12 protein-coding genes are annotated in these 16,200 nt (G+C 36.9%); 2 read left to right on the forward strand and 10 right to left on the reverse strand.

Annotated features, from left to right (window positions below):
• Positions 1–131: 131 nt before the first annotated feature.
• The 7 genes from OCV96_RS02750 to OCV96_RS02780 form a co-directional block, all read right to left on the reverse strand.
• On the reverse strand, positions 132–3,275 hold the full coding sequence (locus OCV96_RS02750) for a DEAD/DEAH box helicase (protein ID WP_262593427.1): 3,144 nt from the start codon (positions 3,273–3,275) through the stop codon (positions 132–134).
• A gap of 10 nt (positions 3,276–3,285) precedes the next feature.
• Entirely contained in the window at positions 3,286–4,077 is a 792-nt protein-coding gene (locus OCV96_RS02755) for a Hachiman antiphage defense system protein HamA (protein WP_262593428.1), read from the reverse strand.
• A gap of 192 nt (positions 4,078–4,269) precedes the next feature.
• The gene (locus OCV96_RS02760) at positions 4,270–7,590 is read right to left on the reverse strand and encodes a DEAD/DEAH box helicase family protein (protein WP_262593429.1); all 3,321 of its coding nucleotides are present in this window, start codon (positions 7,588–7,590) and stop codon (positions 4,270–4,272) included.
• A gap of 1 nt (position 7,591) precedes the next feature.
• Complete coding sequence (locus OCV96_RS02765; protein WP_262593431.1) at positions 7,592–8,626, reverse strand: Eco57I restriction-modification methylase domain-containing protein; 1,035 nt, start codon at positions 8,624–8,626, stop codon at positions 7,592–7,594.
• 1 nt (position 8,627) lies between these two features.
• Positions 8,628–9,572 carry a restriction endonuclease subunit M gene (locus tag OCV96_RS02770; protein ID WP_172594803.1) on the reverse strand — a complete coding sequence of 315 codons (945 nt, stop codon included), beginning with the start codon at positions 9,570–9,572 and terminating at the stop codon, positions 8,628–8,630.
• Positions 9,573–9,693: 121 nt separating this feature from the next.
• Positions 9,694–10,404 carry a recombinase family protein gene (locus OCV96_RS02775; RefSeq protein WP_330672111.1) on the reverse strand — a complete coding sequence of 237 codons (711 nt, stop codon included), beginning with the start codon at positions 10,402–10,404 and terminating at the stop codon, positions 9,694–9,696.
• A 149-nt stretch (positions 10,405–10,553) separates the two neighbouring features.
• The gene (locus OCV96_RS02780) at positions 10,554–10,751 is read right to left on the reverse strand and encodes a DNA-binding protein (RefSeq protein WP_118693826.1); all 198 of its coding nucleotides are present in this window, start codon (positions 10,749–10,751) and stop codon (positions 10,554–10,556) included.
• Positions 10,752–11,118: 367 nt separating this feature from the next.
• Between OCV96_RS02780 and OCV96_RS02785 the strand changes: the two genes are divergently transcribed.
• The gene (locus tag OCV96_RS02785) at positions 11,119–11,760 is read left to right on the forward strand and encodes a helix-turn-helix domain-containing protein (RefSeq protein ID WP_262593433.1); all 642 of its coding nucleotides are present in this window, start codon (positions 11,119–11,121) and stop codon (positions 11,758–11,760) included.
• Positions 11,761–11,784: 24 nt separating this feature from the next.
• Entirely contained in the window at positions 11,785–13,740 is a 1,956-nt protein-coding gene (locus tag OCV96_RS02790; RefSeq protein ID WP_262593435.1) for an AIPR family protein, read from the forward strand.
• A gap of 283 nt (positions 13,741–14,023) precedes the next feature.
• On the opposite strand, the gene OCV96_RS02795 is transcribed toward OCV96_RS02790, so the two are convergent.
• The 3 genes from OCV96_RS02795 to OCV96_RS02805 all read right to left on the reverse strand — a co-directional run bounded on the left by OCV96_RS02795 (position 14,024) and on the right by OCV96_RS02805 (position 16,198).
• A complete protein-coding gene (locus tag OCV96_RS02795; protein WP_117467112.1) occupies positions 14,024–14,248 on the reverse strand; it encodes a PIN domain-containing protein in 225 nt (74 codons plus the stop codon).
• Positions 14,245–14,532, reverse strand: a complete 288-nt coding sequence (locus OCV96_RS02800; protein ID WP_117467114.1) for a hypothetical protein — start codon at positions 14,530–14,532, stop codon at positions 14,245–14,247. Before OCV96_RS02800 ends, OCV96_RS02795 begins: the two co-directional genes overlap by 4 nt.
• A 376-nt stretch (positions 14,533–14,908) precedes the next feature.
• Positions 14,909–16,198 (reverse strand): glycoside hydrolase family 28 protein, encoded by a 1,290-nt coding sequence (locus tag OCV96_RS02805; RefSeq protein ID WP_117467116.1) that lies wholly within the window; start codon positions 16,196–16,198, stop codon positions 14,909–14,911.
• Positions 16,199–16,200 lie beyond the last annotated feature (2 nt).

Below are 16,200 nucleotides of genomic sequence, written 5' to 3' on the forward strand. Positions count from 1 at the left end.
CCTGCCAGTTAACAATCATTATTCTATGGGTGGCACTCATTTTTTGCAAACCGGTTATTTGTTACTTAACAGGAATGCTCCTTACTACTTTTTCCAAATAAATAAGATGATAAGAACTCTCTTCCAAATTCTTAGCTTTCATTATTAAGTACTTTCCAAATTGCTCTGTAATCGCTACCTGACATTCCTCGTTTATTTTCAGCGAATGCATCCCACTTATCCGATGATAATCCTTCAATCCATTGCCTGATTTCATAAGAAGACTGTTTGTAAACATTATCAAAGTCCTTTTTGTACTCAACTCCCATTTCTGCCGCCACACTTCTCGGCACATTATTCATACGCATCAAAATAGCTTCATCAGAATTAACTCCATAATAAATCATGGCCGGCAAATTAGCTGCCTTTTGCAATTCTTCTTCACTAAGACTGTCTTCATTAATACCTAACTTCTGAATCGTAGACAATCCCCATGTTGCGGAATTAACCAATTTACCATATATTGCTTGACAGCATTCAGTCATCGCATCTCTATCATCACCAAAATACTGACTCGCTAAGGTTTCTAGCTTTGTTCCATTTACCCAATCCGTTGTAAGACGTGCAATCATATCTCCTGATAAATTTCTATTTCCTTTTGCTATATCCTGCATATTTTTACTTATTTCGGGAATATTCATCATTATTCCAATTAAGTCTTTAAGTTGGCTATCATTACCAAACAAAGAAGACCCCTTTAAGTTATCTTGCCGAATTCCCAATTCCTTGATTCTATACGCAGTACGACCTAACGTCTCCATTGAAAATCCTGTTGAATCAGATAATTTTGCCAATCCCTTATTCTTATTTAACACCTCACCATATTCCTTAACAGCAGAAAGAAGTATTTTTTGTTTTCTTGGCTCAATATTGGAATATCCAAATGTCCTTCGCAAAAACAAATCTGTCTTTTCCTCAAACTCGCCTAAATCCTTACATTGATTAAACATATGCGTAATATACTGTAAAAATTGCGACCATTCTGGATTATAAAACTGATCTGTTAAAGAAAATTGTTCCCCAAACTCTATAGTTTTTTCTGCAATTTTTTGTAATTGAGAAACCAATTCTTCTGTTGACTTCTTTACATACCTAGTTAGTTTCGCCAACTCCTCCTGCTTTTGATTATCATTCCTAGCCCCAATTGTTATTCCAATCATTCCCACATCATTTTGTCCTGCCCTACCAGCTCTACCTACTAAATTCCAAAAATCACGTATTGGCATTTCTGACGTATATGGATATGCAATTGATGCCATTATAATTGTAGAAACAGGAAAATTTATTCCTTGAGCAATAGTCGTCGTAGCTACCAGTATATTTAGCTTACCTCTTTCCATCAGCCATTCTATTAGTACTCTCACTTCATCAGACAGTCCGGAATGATGCACAGCAATGCCCTTTGACAGTAACTTCACAAGTTCAAACTCTTCACCGTATTCCGCAGCCACATATTTCTTCACAAGTTCTACATCATTATCATTACATTCTAATTCTAACTCTTCATATAAAGCATGCGCAATATTCCAACAATCCTTTACATGCCCTCCAATAACTAAAACTCCTTTTCTATCAGCTAATCTTTTGGTTGAAGCTATAGCCAATTTCATTTTGTTTAAGTTACTTCTAGTCACGTCAATTAACGCTTCATCAGATAGAACCATCTTCTTTTCAAGCTGTATCTCTGCACTATTGGTTAATAACGTTTGATAAAATAATTTCCAATTTCTTCTATTACCCTCTGGATAAATGGCTCCTAATATTCTTTTATTCGGTTTCCAGTCTATTGCTAAACTAATTGACTTAGGGCTATCTGCATCCAACCATTTTGCTATTTCTTCACTATTTTTTATAAATGGAGTTAACAATAAGAAATTTGCCTTTGAACAATCATTTTTAATATTTGCCAAAAGGATTTCTAAATTGATTCCTCTACTCTCTTCTTCAATATTATGAGCCTCATCCACAACCGCTAAAGCTAATGGTCTTCCCATCTTAGTTTCAATGCCATCCCTAATCAACAAATTCATCTTTTCAGGTGTAACAACTAACACATCAAATCTATCTTCGCTATCAGTAAGCATATTACTCTCAAAAGAGTCTATTTCAATAGCCCCACTCATCTTTTCAACCTTTATTCCAATAGGTTCAAATTCTCTTTTCAGTTTTGCAGCCACTTGATTTACCAATGCTCGAGTAGGTGCAATATACACAACCCAACCATTATCCTCACTAAATTGATTTAACGCCTGGAGGATTCTAAATTGGGCAATTAAGGTTTTGCCACTAGAAGTAGGCATATTAACAACAATCGCTTTGTGTGCTGGATCCAATAACCCCTCTTCCAAAATAGCATGCTTTTGAGGATACATAAGTTCAAAGACTGCTTTGTCTTGTGTTGTTATATTTCTTACAAACTTTGTAACTCTAGAATTTACTCTTTGTGTAACCATCCACACAGAATTTGAAATCATCTTTTGAAGCATTCTTTGAAGCATTATCAGTATTAAATTAAGAGATACAATCCCTCCTTCTTCCGCTGCTTCAATAGCCTTTCCAAAATGCATTCCTATCTGCTCTCTAATATCCAGTATTTCTCCATTTATCATAAATGTAGCCATTATATCTACTATTTTTGCCAAATGGTACAAACTAATCAATTCATATGTAGCAAACATTTTATTACTAGGTGCTATAGAATTGATATAATACAATTCAAATTTTTTTTGGTCTTCTCTAAGTTCAGAAATCAATTGGCATGCCATTGTTAAATCCTTCCAATTTTCTTTCTTTACAAGTAAAAATAATGCATTACATATTTTTTTAAAAACACATATATTCCAATCATCTTTTTCTTCAACCAAAATATTTATATTATTTTCTATCAGATATCTTCTTCCACTTTCCCATTGTTCTCCAATATAAGAATACACTAATATTTTTAACACATGCTTTGCTTTCTCAATACTGTCTACTGGCATTGGCAAAGCAGACAATAACAAATAAATTTTTTGACTTACTTCGGCAACATCCTTCTCATTAACATCCTCTGACTTAAGAATATCCATTAAAGTCAGTTCTAAAATCTCCTGTACATGCTCTATTTTAGAATAATCGATTTCCTCTTCTTGATTTAGGACACAAGAAATAGACTTGCCATTTACCATATCAAATGCAAGTTCATATTCCTCTTGTGGTATTAAATTATATATCCAATTTTCAGACCAACTAGACATAAAATACCTCCTAAATCAACTTTTCCCATGCCCCATCTTTCATCTTATAGTTCGAATATACTGCCAATAACTGAACATTATGCTGACCGTTAATCCTTTTTTTCAAATCTATATATCGATTTTTTAAGTCCATCTCATTCGGATTTGTATCTCTTACCAAGACACCAATTAATTGTATGCTGCTTCTGTCTTTCACATAATGTTGCATCGCTTCTCTAATATACTTTTGTACCAACAAATCTTTATCTGAATTACACTTAATAAATATCCATTTCACCAAAGATTTTAGTTTATCAGAATTTGTCCCCAATTCTACTAATTGATCAATCATTCCAGTCGAACCATACATAACCCCTGGCGGATTTGTATGTTCCTCAGATGTTTTGACCTCTCCAAAAAGGAAATTAACTGCGCCATCTTCCATTTCAATGAATCCAACTAAGTCCGCACCTGTATTATTACTATTTGGATTTTTCAAATCTCTATCACTATTATATGTAAATTTTGCACTATATCTGCTCTCTACTATTTTTTCTGCTACTAATTCTCCAATTCTAAAGTTACTCACTTTAGGCATTGTGTCGAAAACAGCCTGCAAATTTTCCGAATCAAAGCCCGTCATATCAATAGCTACTTCTTTCATCTGAGCATTATAATCTTCATCTTTATATATCGGAGATATTGTTTGCTTCAAAAAAGCAGGAAATTTATCTTCCACAAACGAAATTCCTTCATACTCTAATTTTCCATTTTCATCTCGTTTTTCATACTCCAAATCTAATGAAATCTCGTTTGCTTCCACATTACCACCTCCATTTGAGCAAAAAATTTCTAATTTATTATACCATACTTTTCCCTAAATGCACCAAATAAATAGAAGCGCTACTTTTATTTACTATTAATTATTTGTGAATAAAACTTTACTCTACCAAAAAGTTATAAGCTATTTATTTCATATGCAAAAATGCACCCGTTTCCAGGTGCATCCTCTCATCTACTCATCTTCAGAATACAGCTCATCCAACATCTGCTCCAACGTTCCTTCCTTTGCATAAGGCAAAGCATCTAACTGTCTGAAATTATGCTTGATATCCTTTGTATCCGCATCAAAGCCCAATATGTAACTTGTCGCTATCTTATAGATAATTTCCGTCGGAGCTAATCCATACACCTGCTTTTCAAAGATGTGCTTCAAGCGTTCCTTATTGTCCGGGAATTGCTTTTTCATTTCGTCACTCTGATATAAACGCTTCACAATCTCTGTAATATACAGACCGGATTTCATATATAAATCAATAAACGTCTTATCCGGCATGTCAAAGCAGCCGGGATTCTCCTGCTCTAGCATGTCCACCATTTTCTTAACCATTGTCTTTGGTGTAAATATCTGATTGGTTTTCTGCGGTGGAATATAATCAAATATATCCTCTACGCTCTTTTCGTCAAAATAGTCAGCAAGCTTTTTCTTTAAGGCAAGAAATTCTTTTACAGAATCATCAAATACCACCGAATCAAATAGCTGTCCATCAAAGTGCTTGGTCTGTCCGGTTTCTTCCTCTACATAATCGCCACCATCACGCAGAAATTTGAACTGATCCAGTGTGATGCTTGTCACTTCAAGAAACACTTTATCTGGAATGATCGTATCAAAAGTCGCAAGTGTTACCGTATTATCTCCGTATGCCATAAGGAATGACGGGATTGTCCTTGAAAAACCACGCAGATGATCTCTGACACCATCTTCGATGGTTTCCTTTTCACGCTCCTTTTTCTTTGTTTCTATGGTCTTGACTGTTTCTTTTGTGGATTCTTTTGCAAAATCAGAAATAGCAGTTGTCAGTTCCTCATTGAATTTCTCCATAGCCACTTTCTGCTTCTGCTCAAATTCTTTATCAATCTGCTCTGATGTTTTACCGGTTTCATATCTTGCCTGCTGTTCAGCAACACGTTGATTTTCTATAACATTTCGCTCAATCTCATAATTGGTATGCAACTTATCAATCATCCGATCGGCTTCATGGTTCAATTTTGACTCAATCTGTCTTTTATCTGCTGCTTTCATATCAGAGCCATAAGTAGACTGCGCAGTATCCACAACAGCCTTGACTGCACTCTGTTTTACCGCTTCTTTCAGTTTGTCGATGGCTTTCTGCACCTTGTCCGGTGCCTGCTCCATCTGCGTCATTGTTTCCTGCACCTGAGATGTCACATCGTAAATTTTATCACCAAAAACATCTTTCGTTCTTCCAATCACAAATTCATCACTAAGAGCCACTTCCCCATTTTCATCCAGCGATAGGTCTTTCTGCTCTTCCTCCGTCAGATTTACCTTGCTCTTTGGTTCTTCTATTGGTTCAAACTTTGTGATAATATCAATGACTTCCTTTGGTGCCCCAAAGATGTTACTGATATTCTGAAACAGGAAATTGCTCATAAACCCACGCTTCACAACTTCAACAGAGCGGATTTTTCTTGGAATCGTCAGTACCTTTTCTGCATCCAGTTCTACCAATTCTCCCTGTTCATCCTCGCCGATTACTGGGAAGAAATTTAACAGTTCTTTCACATTTTCTTTGCGTTCCTCTGCGGTACCTCCACCTTTGGCAGTATTAGGATTCAGGTTATTGGCAAACTGCTCAAATATGGTAAGTGTTCTTGCCGGATCAAAGTCAAATACATAAGCATTTTCTTTTCTCTTGAAAGATGTCCCAACTTTAAACAGACAAGGATTCTGTGCCCGGAATGCCGCCTGCATATAAAGTGCCGGGGATCGCATATTACTAAGCATCAGCACTGCTGTCCATTCTGGAATTGTAATTCCTGTCGTAAGCTGTCCTACCGACAAAGTAATGGTCTTTTCATGCTGTGCAATAGCCGCAACCACTTTATCATAAGATTTCATTGTTTCCTCATCATCGTCTAGTTTGCCGTCGCCAGCAGCAAGAACAACTTCATATTCCTGGAATATTGGATGTTCCCTTAATTTTTTTGCCAGCGCCTTTGCACTGTCTACCCTATCGAGCAGCCAGAAGGTGTGCTTTAATTCATCTCGCAATTCTTCCGTAGAAAATGGAAATTTTGTCTGTCTTGTCAGGGCATCGAGAAATTTATCAACGGAAGATTCATGGTTAAACTTACCATTGGTAACCGCAAAAAACTCATTCAGATCAAATGCATATTCTTCTGTCTCTCCGTCAATTTCTATGCCCTGCTGAAGCTCATCCTTGATAATTTCTGACATCTGATAAGTATAGAGATTAAGTTGTGGCAATGTTGAATACGGATTTTCTTCCTCTGCTGAAACATCCCAGTCACGTTTTTTCTTCTGTTCATCTGCATAAGTCCAGTTATAGATAGCATCATCAGCAAATTTATTATTGGCAAGTGCTTTAAACGGTGTTCCCGACAAATGCAACGTAAATTTACGCTTAATACGATCAAATGCAACATCTGTTTTGTAGGTATCCACACCCTCATGTGCTTCGTCGATGACAAGGATATCCCACTCCATATTTGCGACCTCACCTAATTTATCATACTGACCTCCAAAATAAATGGAACCTTTCATATCCTGCAAGGATACAAATTCAATACATTTTACATTTTCACTGTCTTTTCCTAAGAGCAAATGTGTATATTCTTCTCTTGTCAATACCCCTCGTTTTCCTTTCAGTGCGTCAACTTCACTCACAAAAAGATAACCCGATTCACTGCCCAGAAATTTGGCATAATCTGAAAACCATGAATTTGCAATTGCCGGTCGGTTTGTCACGATCAGCACTTTTTCCGCTCCGGTTTTCTGCACAAAATCGTAGACAGATAATGTCTTTCCAAATCTAGGCTTGGCATTCCAAAGGAACTCTCCATCTTTATGAGTTGCCTGATAATCAACCGTCATTGTAACCGCACGCTGCTGTTCCTCACGCAATTTGTACGGAATCACTGCATCTGTGGTTTTTAGGATACCATGATCTTCCCTGAAATCACGAAACATCTGCTTTGATGTAGCACCATCCACATGAAACCACTCATTATTCTTGCCTTTTTCCTGCTCTATACCGGATTTCCGCAAATAAGCATGAAAGTCCTTATCTATAAATGTCTCTCCAGAACCATCATCAAAGGTAGCATTGCCTTTCCATTCAAGCTGCCATCTGATATCAGCAGTGTGTGTCTGTTGATTGATCCGGGTTTCTACATCCTGCTCTGTGTATCCTATCTTCGTCCAGCCATTATGTCGAACTACTTCCGGAGTGGAATAGCCATAAAGCATCGGAACTACCTGTTTGGTTGTTTGAATGTTAGGTTTATTCATGCTATTCCATCTCCTTTACATTAGTTTCGATAAATGCGATTTCCTCTTCGGAAAGCCCATATTTTTTATAGAGTTGCTTGTCAATGTTTGCTATGGATACAGACCAGTCGATATCGGATTTATCAGTGAAATCTTGACGAGGGACATATTTCCATACATCAGGCGTTAAATGCTGCGTAATTTTCAATACATTTAACATAGCTCTGGCAAACTTACTTTTTATATATTTCAACAGATTTGTTGCTTCAGCCTTGCTATCAAAGCATCCCACACTGATAAATGTTTCCGTAGATCCTATTCCCGGAATACCTAATACAGGTGCAGTAAGCGTTTCTCCAAAAACACCATTTCCATTTGCGCTTGGTAAAAAAATCTTATACTGAAACAAATTTTTAGGCTGATTAACATAATCGGAACGAATATACTTATATACTCTTTGAGAATTTTCTCTTCCCAAAATTCGAATATATTTATTACCGTCATTAGGTGCTTCATTAAAAAAGAACTGAGGAAGCCGATCAAATATATTCGTTGACATATCGTATGGATGTCCTTTGCTTAACTGATCCATCGCTTCCGTATGTTCTTGATGTAACTTTTCAGTTAAACGATAAGCGGTACGTGTAACTACAAGAGTATCCATCGGAACAAAATCAATCGTATTGTTTACTTTATGAAGAATATGATTGAGTGCTGGATATTTAGTAAATACAACAATGGGTTCATACTTAGCATCAGAAGTTCGATAAGTAATAGCTACTCCACCTTTAATATCCGTATTGGCAAATACCTTAGAAGCATCCTCCTCATAATGCATTACTTTAAAATGTGGATCATTTAGCATTTTTTCATTCCATGCCTTCGGAGTAGATCCAGCATTAAATAGAAATCTTGCCGGATGTATCATTTCCACAGAATCTGCTACCGCATAAGCCGCATCTAAAAATTTGTTATATACCGGTGGTGCATATGTATCATTTTCTCCTATGGCATTATCTTGATACGGCGGATTTCCAATCGCAAAATCAAACTTCATATCATCTACCTTCCTTCATGCTTTTGTATGTCAGTGACTTATCGCTACGCCAGTCATAGATCCGGCAGTACACTTCTTCCGGTTCTTCTGTATCCTGCTTTTCCGGCTCATCTGCTACCACAAAGTCAAATAAACTAAATTGATGGTATTCCTCTTTGGGCTTTCCAAAAGGGATTGTCCCGGATATTCCATCCATCTGCCACAGGTTCCAGACAATGACATTCACAATCTTTCGCAGTTCTGCATCTGTTGGAACTCTACCCCACCTGTCCTGCATATAGTCCACAAAAGTTATTAGCAGATTGATTCTTGCAATCAGAAGGCTGTCTCCCTGAAATTCATAACCATACACACTCTGATATGCCCGAAGCACCCATTTGAACCATTCTGTTTCATTGACTGTATTTTCATTTACCACACGTAGTTTTCTGTCTAAAATTCCTATCCGCTGCCTAATCTCAAGCAGTTCTCCGGTAGCTGCATCATAACGCGACACGATGTAGGGAGCTTCGCCACAGGTAATCTCAAGCCTTTTGGAATCGACATATTTTTTCCATCCATCCTCTGTGTCAAACCCCACTTTTTCTGTGTTTACTAGCCAACCCTGTTCCTGTTCAGTATTAAAAACATTCTTTCTTCCAAACCACTCCTCATCACAGTGGTTATTCATTTTGTTGCAAATCCATGAAGGCGTAAACACCTCTGCTTTGGCTTTGGTACGCTCCTGCTGTTGTTCCTTATTCTTTAGCACCCTCGGTTGTATCTCATACTGCGTAAATCCTTTTAAGATTTCCTCCGTCATTTGTTCCGTTTCCTTGATTGGAGTACCTTTGGAACTATATACCGAAGTTGCAAATATAATATTTTTCTTTGTTGTCTTATCCTTCAGCAATGCTTTAAGATTTTCACTGACCGGATAAGTATTCAGATTAATTAACTTATCCATTTTTATCCTCATTTCTAAAGCCAGCTATCCTTGATAGCCAGCTTGGAAAAAATGTATACTTTTTTTCATGAGAAAAATTTGGATTTGTAACTGTGAAATTTCACGAAGTTTTGACAGAAAATTACTGAATTTCGACTGATTTCGTGATACAATATGTAAGAATGGTTTTATGTATACGATTACTGGAAATGTATACCATTTCAGTTAGAACACATGAACTATTTAACTTGGATTTTTCATATTTTACTGCCTTGCTGTAAAACGTCTTAGGGCACATATTACAAGCCTTTGCTGCTTCTTCTATTGTGATTTTCCCTGCCCGCCAGTCTTTGTGCATCTGATAAAAGTTTTCTGGAATTGGTAATGGTGGTCTGCCGAACTTTACGCCCCTTGCTTTTGCCGCTGCAATTCCCTCCGCCTGTCTTTGCTTGATATTGGTACGTTCGTTTTCTGCGACATAGCTGAGCAATGCCAAAACAACATCGCTGATAAATGTTCCGAGCAGATTCTTTTCTCTGCGGGTATCTAGCAGTGGCATATCTATAACAACAATATCTGCTTTCTTCTCTTTCGTGATAATGCGCCATTGTTCATTCAATTCCCCGTAATTCCTGCCTAAGCGGTCAATCGACTTGATATACAGCACACTGTTTTCATTTAATTTTCGCAATAACCGCTTATATTGTGTTCTCTCAAAATCCTTACCCGACTGCTTATCCATATAAATGTTATTCTCAGGTACTCCCATCTCCGTTAATGCGATTTTCTGTCTATCCTCATTTTGCTCTTTGGATGACACTCGCATATATCCATAAATGTTTATTTCTTCCATGTATTTTTGCCTCCCATCCGCCAATTTTTCCTACTTAGGTCTAGTATTTGCATGCATATTGGTATATAACCAACAGAAAGCTGATTCGATAAAATCAACCTTCTGTTGTAGTGTGTAATCATCATTGTATTATTCTTGATAACCGCCATCTATCCCACCTCCTTATCCGTAGATAGCCCGTAGATTCGTTTCATAAAATACTGTGTACTGACACGTCCTTTTATTGTCACGAATCCATCACCCTCAAGTTCCGCATTCAGCCGTCGTATCAGTTTATAGGAATACGATAGTGATACTCCCAGCATTTCCATGACATCCTGTGCTGTCAAAAATCTCTTGTTCTCCATAAGTTAATACCTCCTCTCTTTTGTTTTTATTATTCAGTTCATTTCCGAACGGTTTTGATGCGTTTTATATTAGCAGTTCATTTTTGTACTGTCAATACTTTTCGGCAAAAAACATTTCATTTTTGCACTGTTAGTGATATAATGTACGCGAAGGCAAAGTGAGCATGGAGTTTGGACGATTGATATGCGAAGCATAAACAAGCGGCAAAGCACCATGAGAACGCGCCCGCGAACGAGGAAAACCGAAGGTTTTTCGAATTTTTGCCTTCGCAGAAAACATATTAAGTATTAATTTTATATGCATGTTTTGTACCTCGTGTCTTCGTGCATTCTACAACACTCATTCCACAAATAAGGAGCAGTTAAAATGGGCGAGAAATTCACCAGCCGAGTAGGCTATTTGATTCGAAATTTCAGAATTGCATCTGACATGACGCAAAAAGAATTAGCCGATAAATGTGGATTAAACGAATCCACTATCAGAAACTATGAACTTGGAAACAGATATCCGGATGAAGCCACTTTATTAAATATTGCAAACAATCTAGGTGTCAGCTTTTATGCGTTGTCCGACCCTGATGTAGCAAATATATTCAGTGCTCTTCATGTGCTGTTTGACATTGAATGGGCATACGGACTACGACCTACTATGAAAGATGGAGAAGTATGCTTCAAATTCGAAGAGCGGCTTCCAAGTGCCGGTCCCCGTCCACAGGAAGACCCTGTTAACTTCCGAAAGATGGTTGAGTATTGGGCACACTTACGAGACAAACTGGAAGATAACGAAATATCAGAAACGGAATATTACCTCAAAGAGGTGAAGTACCCAATGAACCCAACAGACCCAAATAAAGAGTATACTGTTTCGTTGAATCTTGACGATGACGACCAACTACTTGTTCAGAATATGGATGAAGATGACGATGCAGAAGAAACTGCTGAATTGTTAAAAGACCTATTTCCGGATTTCTCTTATGTGAAGAGGAAAAGGAAACCAAAGAGGGATTAAAAAACACATTTTATGGAGGTACTTATGGCAACAAATGATACGATATTAATTGACGGAATTTTAGATAATATAATTTCATCATACAATATGGAGAACACGCCTGAAAATCGCGGTAAAGCTTTTGAGGATTTTGCTATATCTGAACTTCTAAAGAATTATGATTTGACTCATGATCAAATTCTTGATGGCTTAGTTGATGGCGGAGACGACGGTGGAATTGATGGCCTTTATTTCTTTGTAAACGGCAACTATATAGCTGATAAATCAACCATTCTTCCTCGAACAAATGCCCATTTAGAAATATATGTTTTAACTTGCAAACATCATGATACCTATGAACTAAACCCTTTAGAAAGTGTCGACTCTTCTCTTTCCGAACTATTCGACATGACAATCAAAACAGATTCTCTAAATAGTAAATACAAGAGTGACATATTAGCTAAAAGAGAACTTCTGATATATTTATACAGGAAGCTTTCACCTGCGTTAATAAAAACAAACATATATATCCGTTATATTTCGAGAGGTACTTCTGAAAGTATTGCAGATAACATCAAATGCAAGGGAACAAAAATTGAAGCCACCTGCAATAAACTTTTTTCTATAACAACATCAGAAATGAAATTTATTGGTTCCAAGGAATTGCTTATATTATACCGCATTAAAAGAAATGGTACTGTTCAATTAAAAATCAAAAAAGGATTCCAAAGTGGAAAAGACTTTGTTGTTCTGGTTCAATTAGCGGATTATTACAATTTTATAACTGATAATGAACACCAGTTAAAACGCTACTTTTTTGAAGAAAATGTTCGTGATTACCTTGGAAACAACAGAACTAATACAGATATTATGAACACTTTAGAAGCGCAAGATGAGATTGATTTTTGGAATCTTAACAACGGAATAACTCTTCTGACTTCAAGCGCAACTCTATACGACGACACAATTGAAGCAGAAAACATACAGATAGTAAATGGATTACAAACTACCAATACTATATTCAACTATTTTTCGAATGGCGGAACCGATGGTGCAAAACGTTCAGTTTTAGTTAAAATAATTGTATCTACAGAACCAATAGTACGCAAAAACATTATACAAGCAACTAACAATCAATCAGTAATTCCTCTATACTCACTACATGCAACTGATAAAATACAAAAAGACATCGAAGAAATTTTATATAAACATAACATATATTATGAACGCAAAGATAAACTTTACCAAAATCGTGGAGTTCATATCGATGATATTGTAACTCCTCTATATCTCGCAGGAGGATATACAAGTTTAGTTTTAAAATTACCACATAGGGCTGTATCACTTAAATCAAAATTTATGAACAATCCAATTCAATATAACAAAATATTTAACGAACAGATTCCCATTTCTGTATGGATTAACATTGCCACAATCTTAAAAAGAGTAGATAAAATAACCCCTAACTACAAGGGAACCATTAAAACAAGCCAAGATAAATATTTAAGGTCTGTAAGACCAATTGTGTCTCTTATAGTAACTGCTAAAATAATTGGGAAATTAGGCTTTGGCACAAATGATATTATCAAGTTAAATCCGCAACTCATAACAAACGAACTCATAAGAGATGTAACACAGAACACTATAAAAGTCTTTAATAACAATAATTTAAAGTCTATTAGAAACTTGTCAAGCAGACAACAGACAAATTTAATAATTAAAGAATTAGCAACCCATTATCAACTTCCAGATTTTAATGCTATTGAAAGAAGAAGAGATTTCATATATGATGATTATCAAATTGATGAAGAATTTATTGAAACTGTAAAAGAAATGTTGCCTGCTCAACCTTGGCCAGTAGGAATACATAAAACTATTGCTTCTCAGCTTGGTTGCACAAATGCGAAAGTATCACGAACCATCGAAACACTCATAGATACTGGTGTTTTCAAAAAACAAATAAACGGACATGTTATAAGCAATGAACAAAATTTACCATAATAACTGCTCACCCAAACATTTCGAAATAATTATTGTCATTTGATTGTCACTCAACCAAAAACGAGCCAAGAAACGCCGTAAATTCGGCATTTCTTGGCTCATGTACATTATTCAAACTCTGCTCCCATTTCATATATCCACCATATTTTTCTACCATTTTTTATTTCTTTTTGCATGAAATTTATATCTTTTATCATCTTGTCTATATGGTTTCAAAACTTTTTAGAACCAGATTAGAACCACAATCATTCAGTAGAACCAGAGTTGATATCCGTTCAAGAATCTAATCTTCCAACATATCCAACAGCATCTGATAATGCCTCTGTCCAATATGTCGACCTGCTCTCTGCAAACCCGAAACACATTCCTTCACCTCATCCGAGGTAAGTTCATGTTCCTCATATACTGCCTGTGGTATAAGCACATTTTCAAATAGCTTTTTCAGCAAATCAAGTCTTTCTATTTTAAGCAATGATATTAATGGTGTTGTATCCGATACAACTATCATACCATTGCCCCCTTTTTCAGTTGGCGGTATGTTTCCAGTTCTGTATCCAGATCATCCATGGTCATATCAAAATAAGAATACCCCAGCTTATCGTAGATGTCGATAAGTTCTGATTTCCTTATCCCCAGAATTTCTGCTGCTCTTCCGTGGGAAATGGTCTGATTTGCTATATAAGGATATAATAAAAGTGCGTTTCTGGTGAGTTCTGTTTCTGTATTTGTATCAGCCAGGTACTTCTTCATTCCTGCCGGTACTCTAATGGTTATAGATTCCGTTGTTACCACGCAATCACATCCTTCCTGTCCCTATCTGTCAAAATCAATTTCAATTTTGTTACTTACACCTATATTATACTCATAAATCCCCTATTCATCAATCATTTTTCTGTTCTGGATAGAGTAAACTAACTGTCAGTTGGAGAGTCGCAGAAGATTCCCTGCTATGGACTTGCTCAGATCGCTTTTCCATAGTCTACTTCTCCTGCATCGTTTTTTGAAATACCTCCCATTTGCTCCCACATTGGTGCTGCTGGAAGCTATCAAGTCTGCACTTGACAAAGCGGAGGTAGAACTGGAATAAACTGGGATGTAGTAGTAAAGAAAGCCTCTCTGCCAAATTAATGGCAGAGAGGCTTTCTTTACTGCGCTAAACAAGACTCATTTATTCCTCTGTCGTAATTTCCACATTCACCAATTTCCAGTCTTTGATGCCTGAAATTTTACCAAATTCTTTTGCCTGAATTTTTATATTTTCCATGGTCACATGAGTTATTGGATGTTCCGGAAAAGCACTAACATCAAATGCTCTGGATATTCCTGCATAATCCGGTTCATTTTCAGATATGACGTTACGAATTATTAGATTCTTCACTTGTGGAATGCCTTTTTCTTCCGGCACAGGAATAGCCAGCCTACGCCAGTGTTCCGGGATTTCGCCTTGATAATCCTTTGGTATTTCACAATAACTGTATGATGGATTCCAGTCTAAACACATGCTGAAAGGATATTTAACATTAACCATTTTCAAATTTTCGACCAGGACATCTTCGATAACTCCCCCTCTGGTTCTAGCAGATTTTAGACGAAATCCACAGTCTGTTCCATGATATTTTAGATTTCTGATGGTGATATTTCTTGCCCCACCTGATGTTTCGCTTCCGATTGTCACTCCACTACCTGTAAGTATTTCACATTCCTGAATTAGTATATTCTGGCAGATTCTGTTCACTCTCAGGCCATCTGCATCACGACCTGATTTTACGCAGATACTGTCATCATTACAGGCAATTTTGCATCTCTCTACAACAACTCCGTCGCAGGAATCGATATCAATCCCATCCGTACTGGGTCCTTCATTGTCATAAATATGCAATTTTTCTACATGAATATTTTTCGAATAGCAAATATGAATATTCCAAAACCCAGACCGACGACTTTCAAAATCAGATAAATTCACATTCTTGCTTTCCATCACAACTAAATTGCGGCTTCTCCGGCAATCATAATCCACGCACCATCTTAATCCCTTTGCTTCGTAAACCTTTCTCATGCCGCCCTTCCGGTCTTCTCCCCAGTACTTATTCCACCAATACGGTCCCTGACCATCAATACAGCCTTTTCCTGTAATTTTTACATCTTCTTGACCATTAACATTTAAAATGCCAACAGTCCACTCCATTTCAACGCCTGCTACTCTTGTGTGCATAATGGGATACTGACTCTCATCTGTTGTCCCCAGCAGAATTGCCCCCTCTTCCATTCGAAATTCCATATGGCTTTTTAAGAACAGTGAACTGGTTAAGTATATGCCTTTCGATAGCACAACAATTGTTTTTGCACCGCGTTCTGCCGCTATCCCAGCCTCATCAATGGCTGCTTGAATTGCTTTTGTATCAAGAGTAATGCCATCTCCCAGAGCACCAAACTGCCTTGGATTAAAAATTCGTTCCATTC

Origin of the sequence: Waltera acetigignens (assembly GCF_025567015.1) — a bacterium.
In the GTDB taxonomy this organism is placed as follows: Bacteria; Bacillota; Clostridia; order Lachnospirales; family Lachnospiraceae; genus Acetatifactor; species Acetatifactor acetigignens.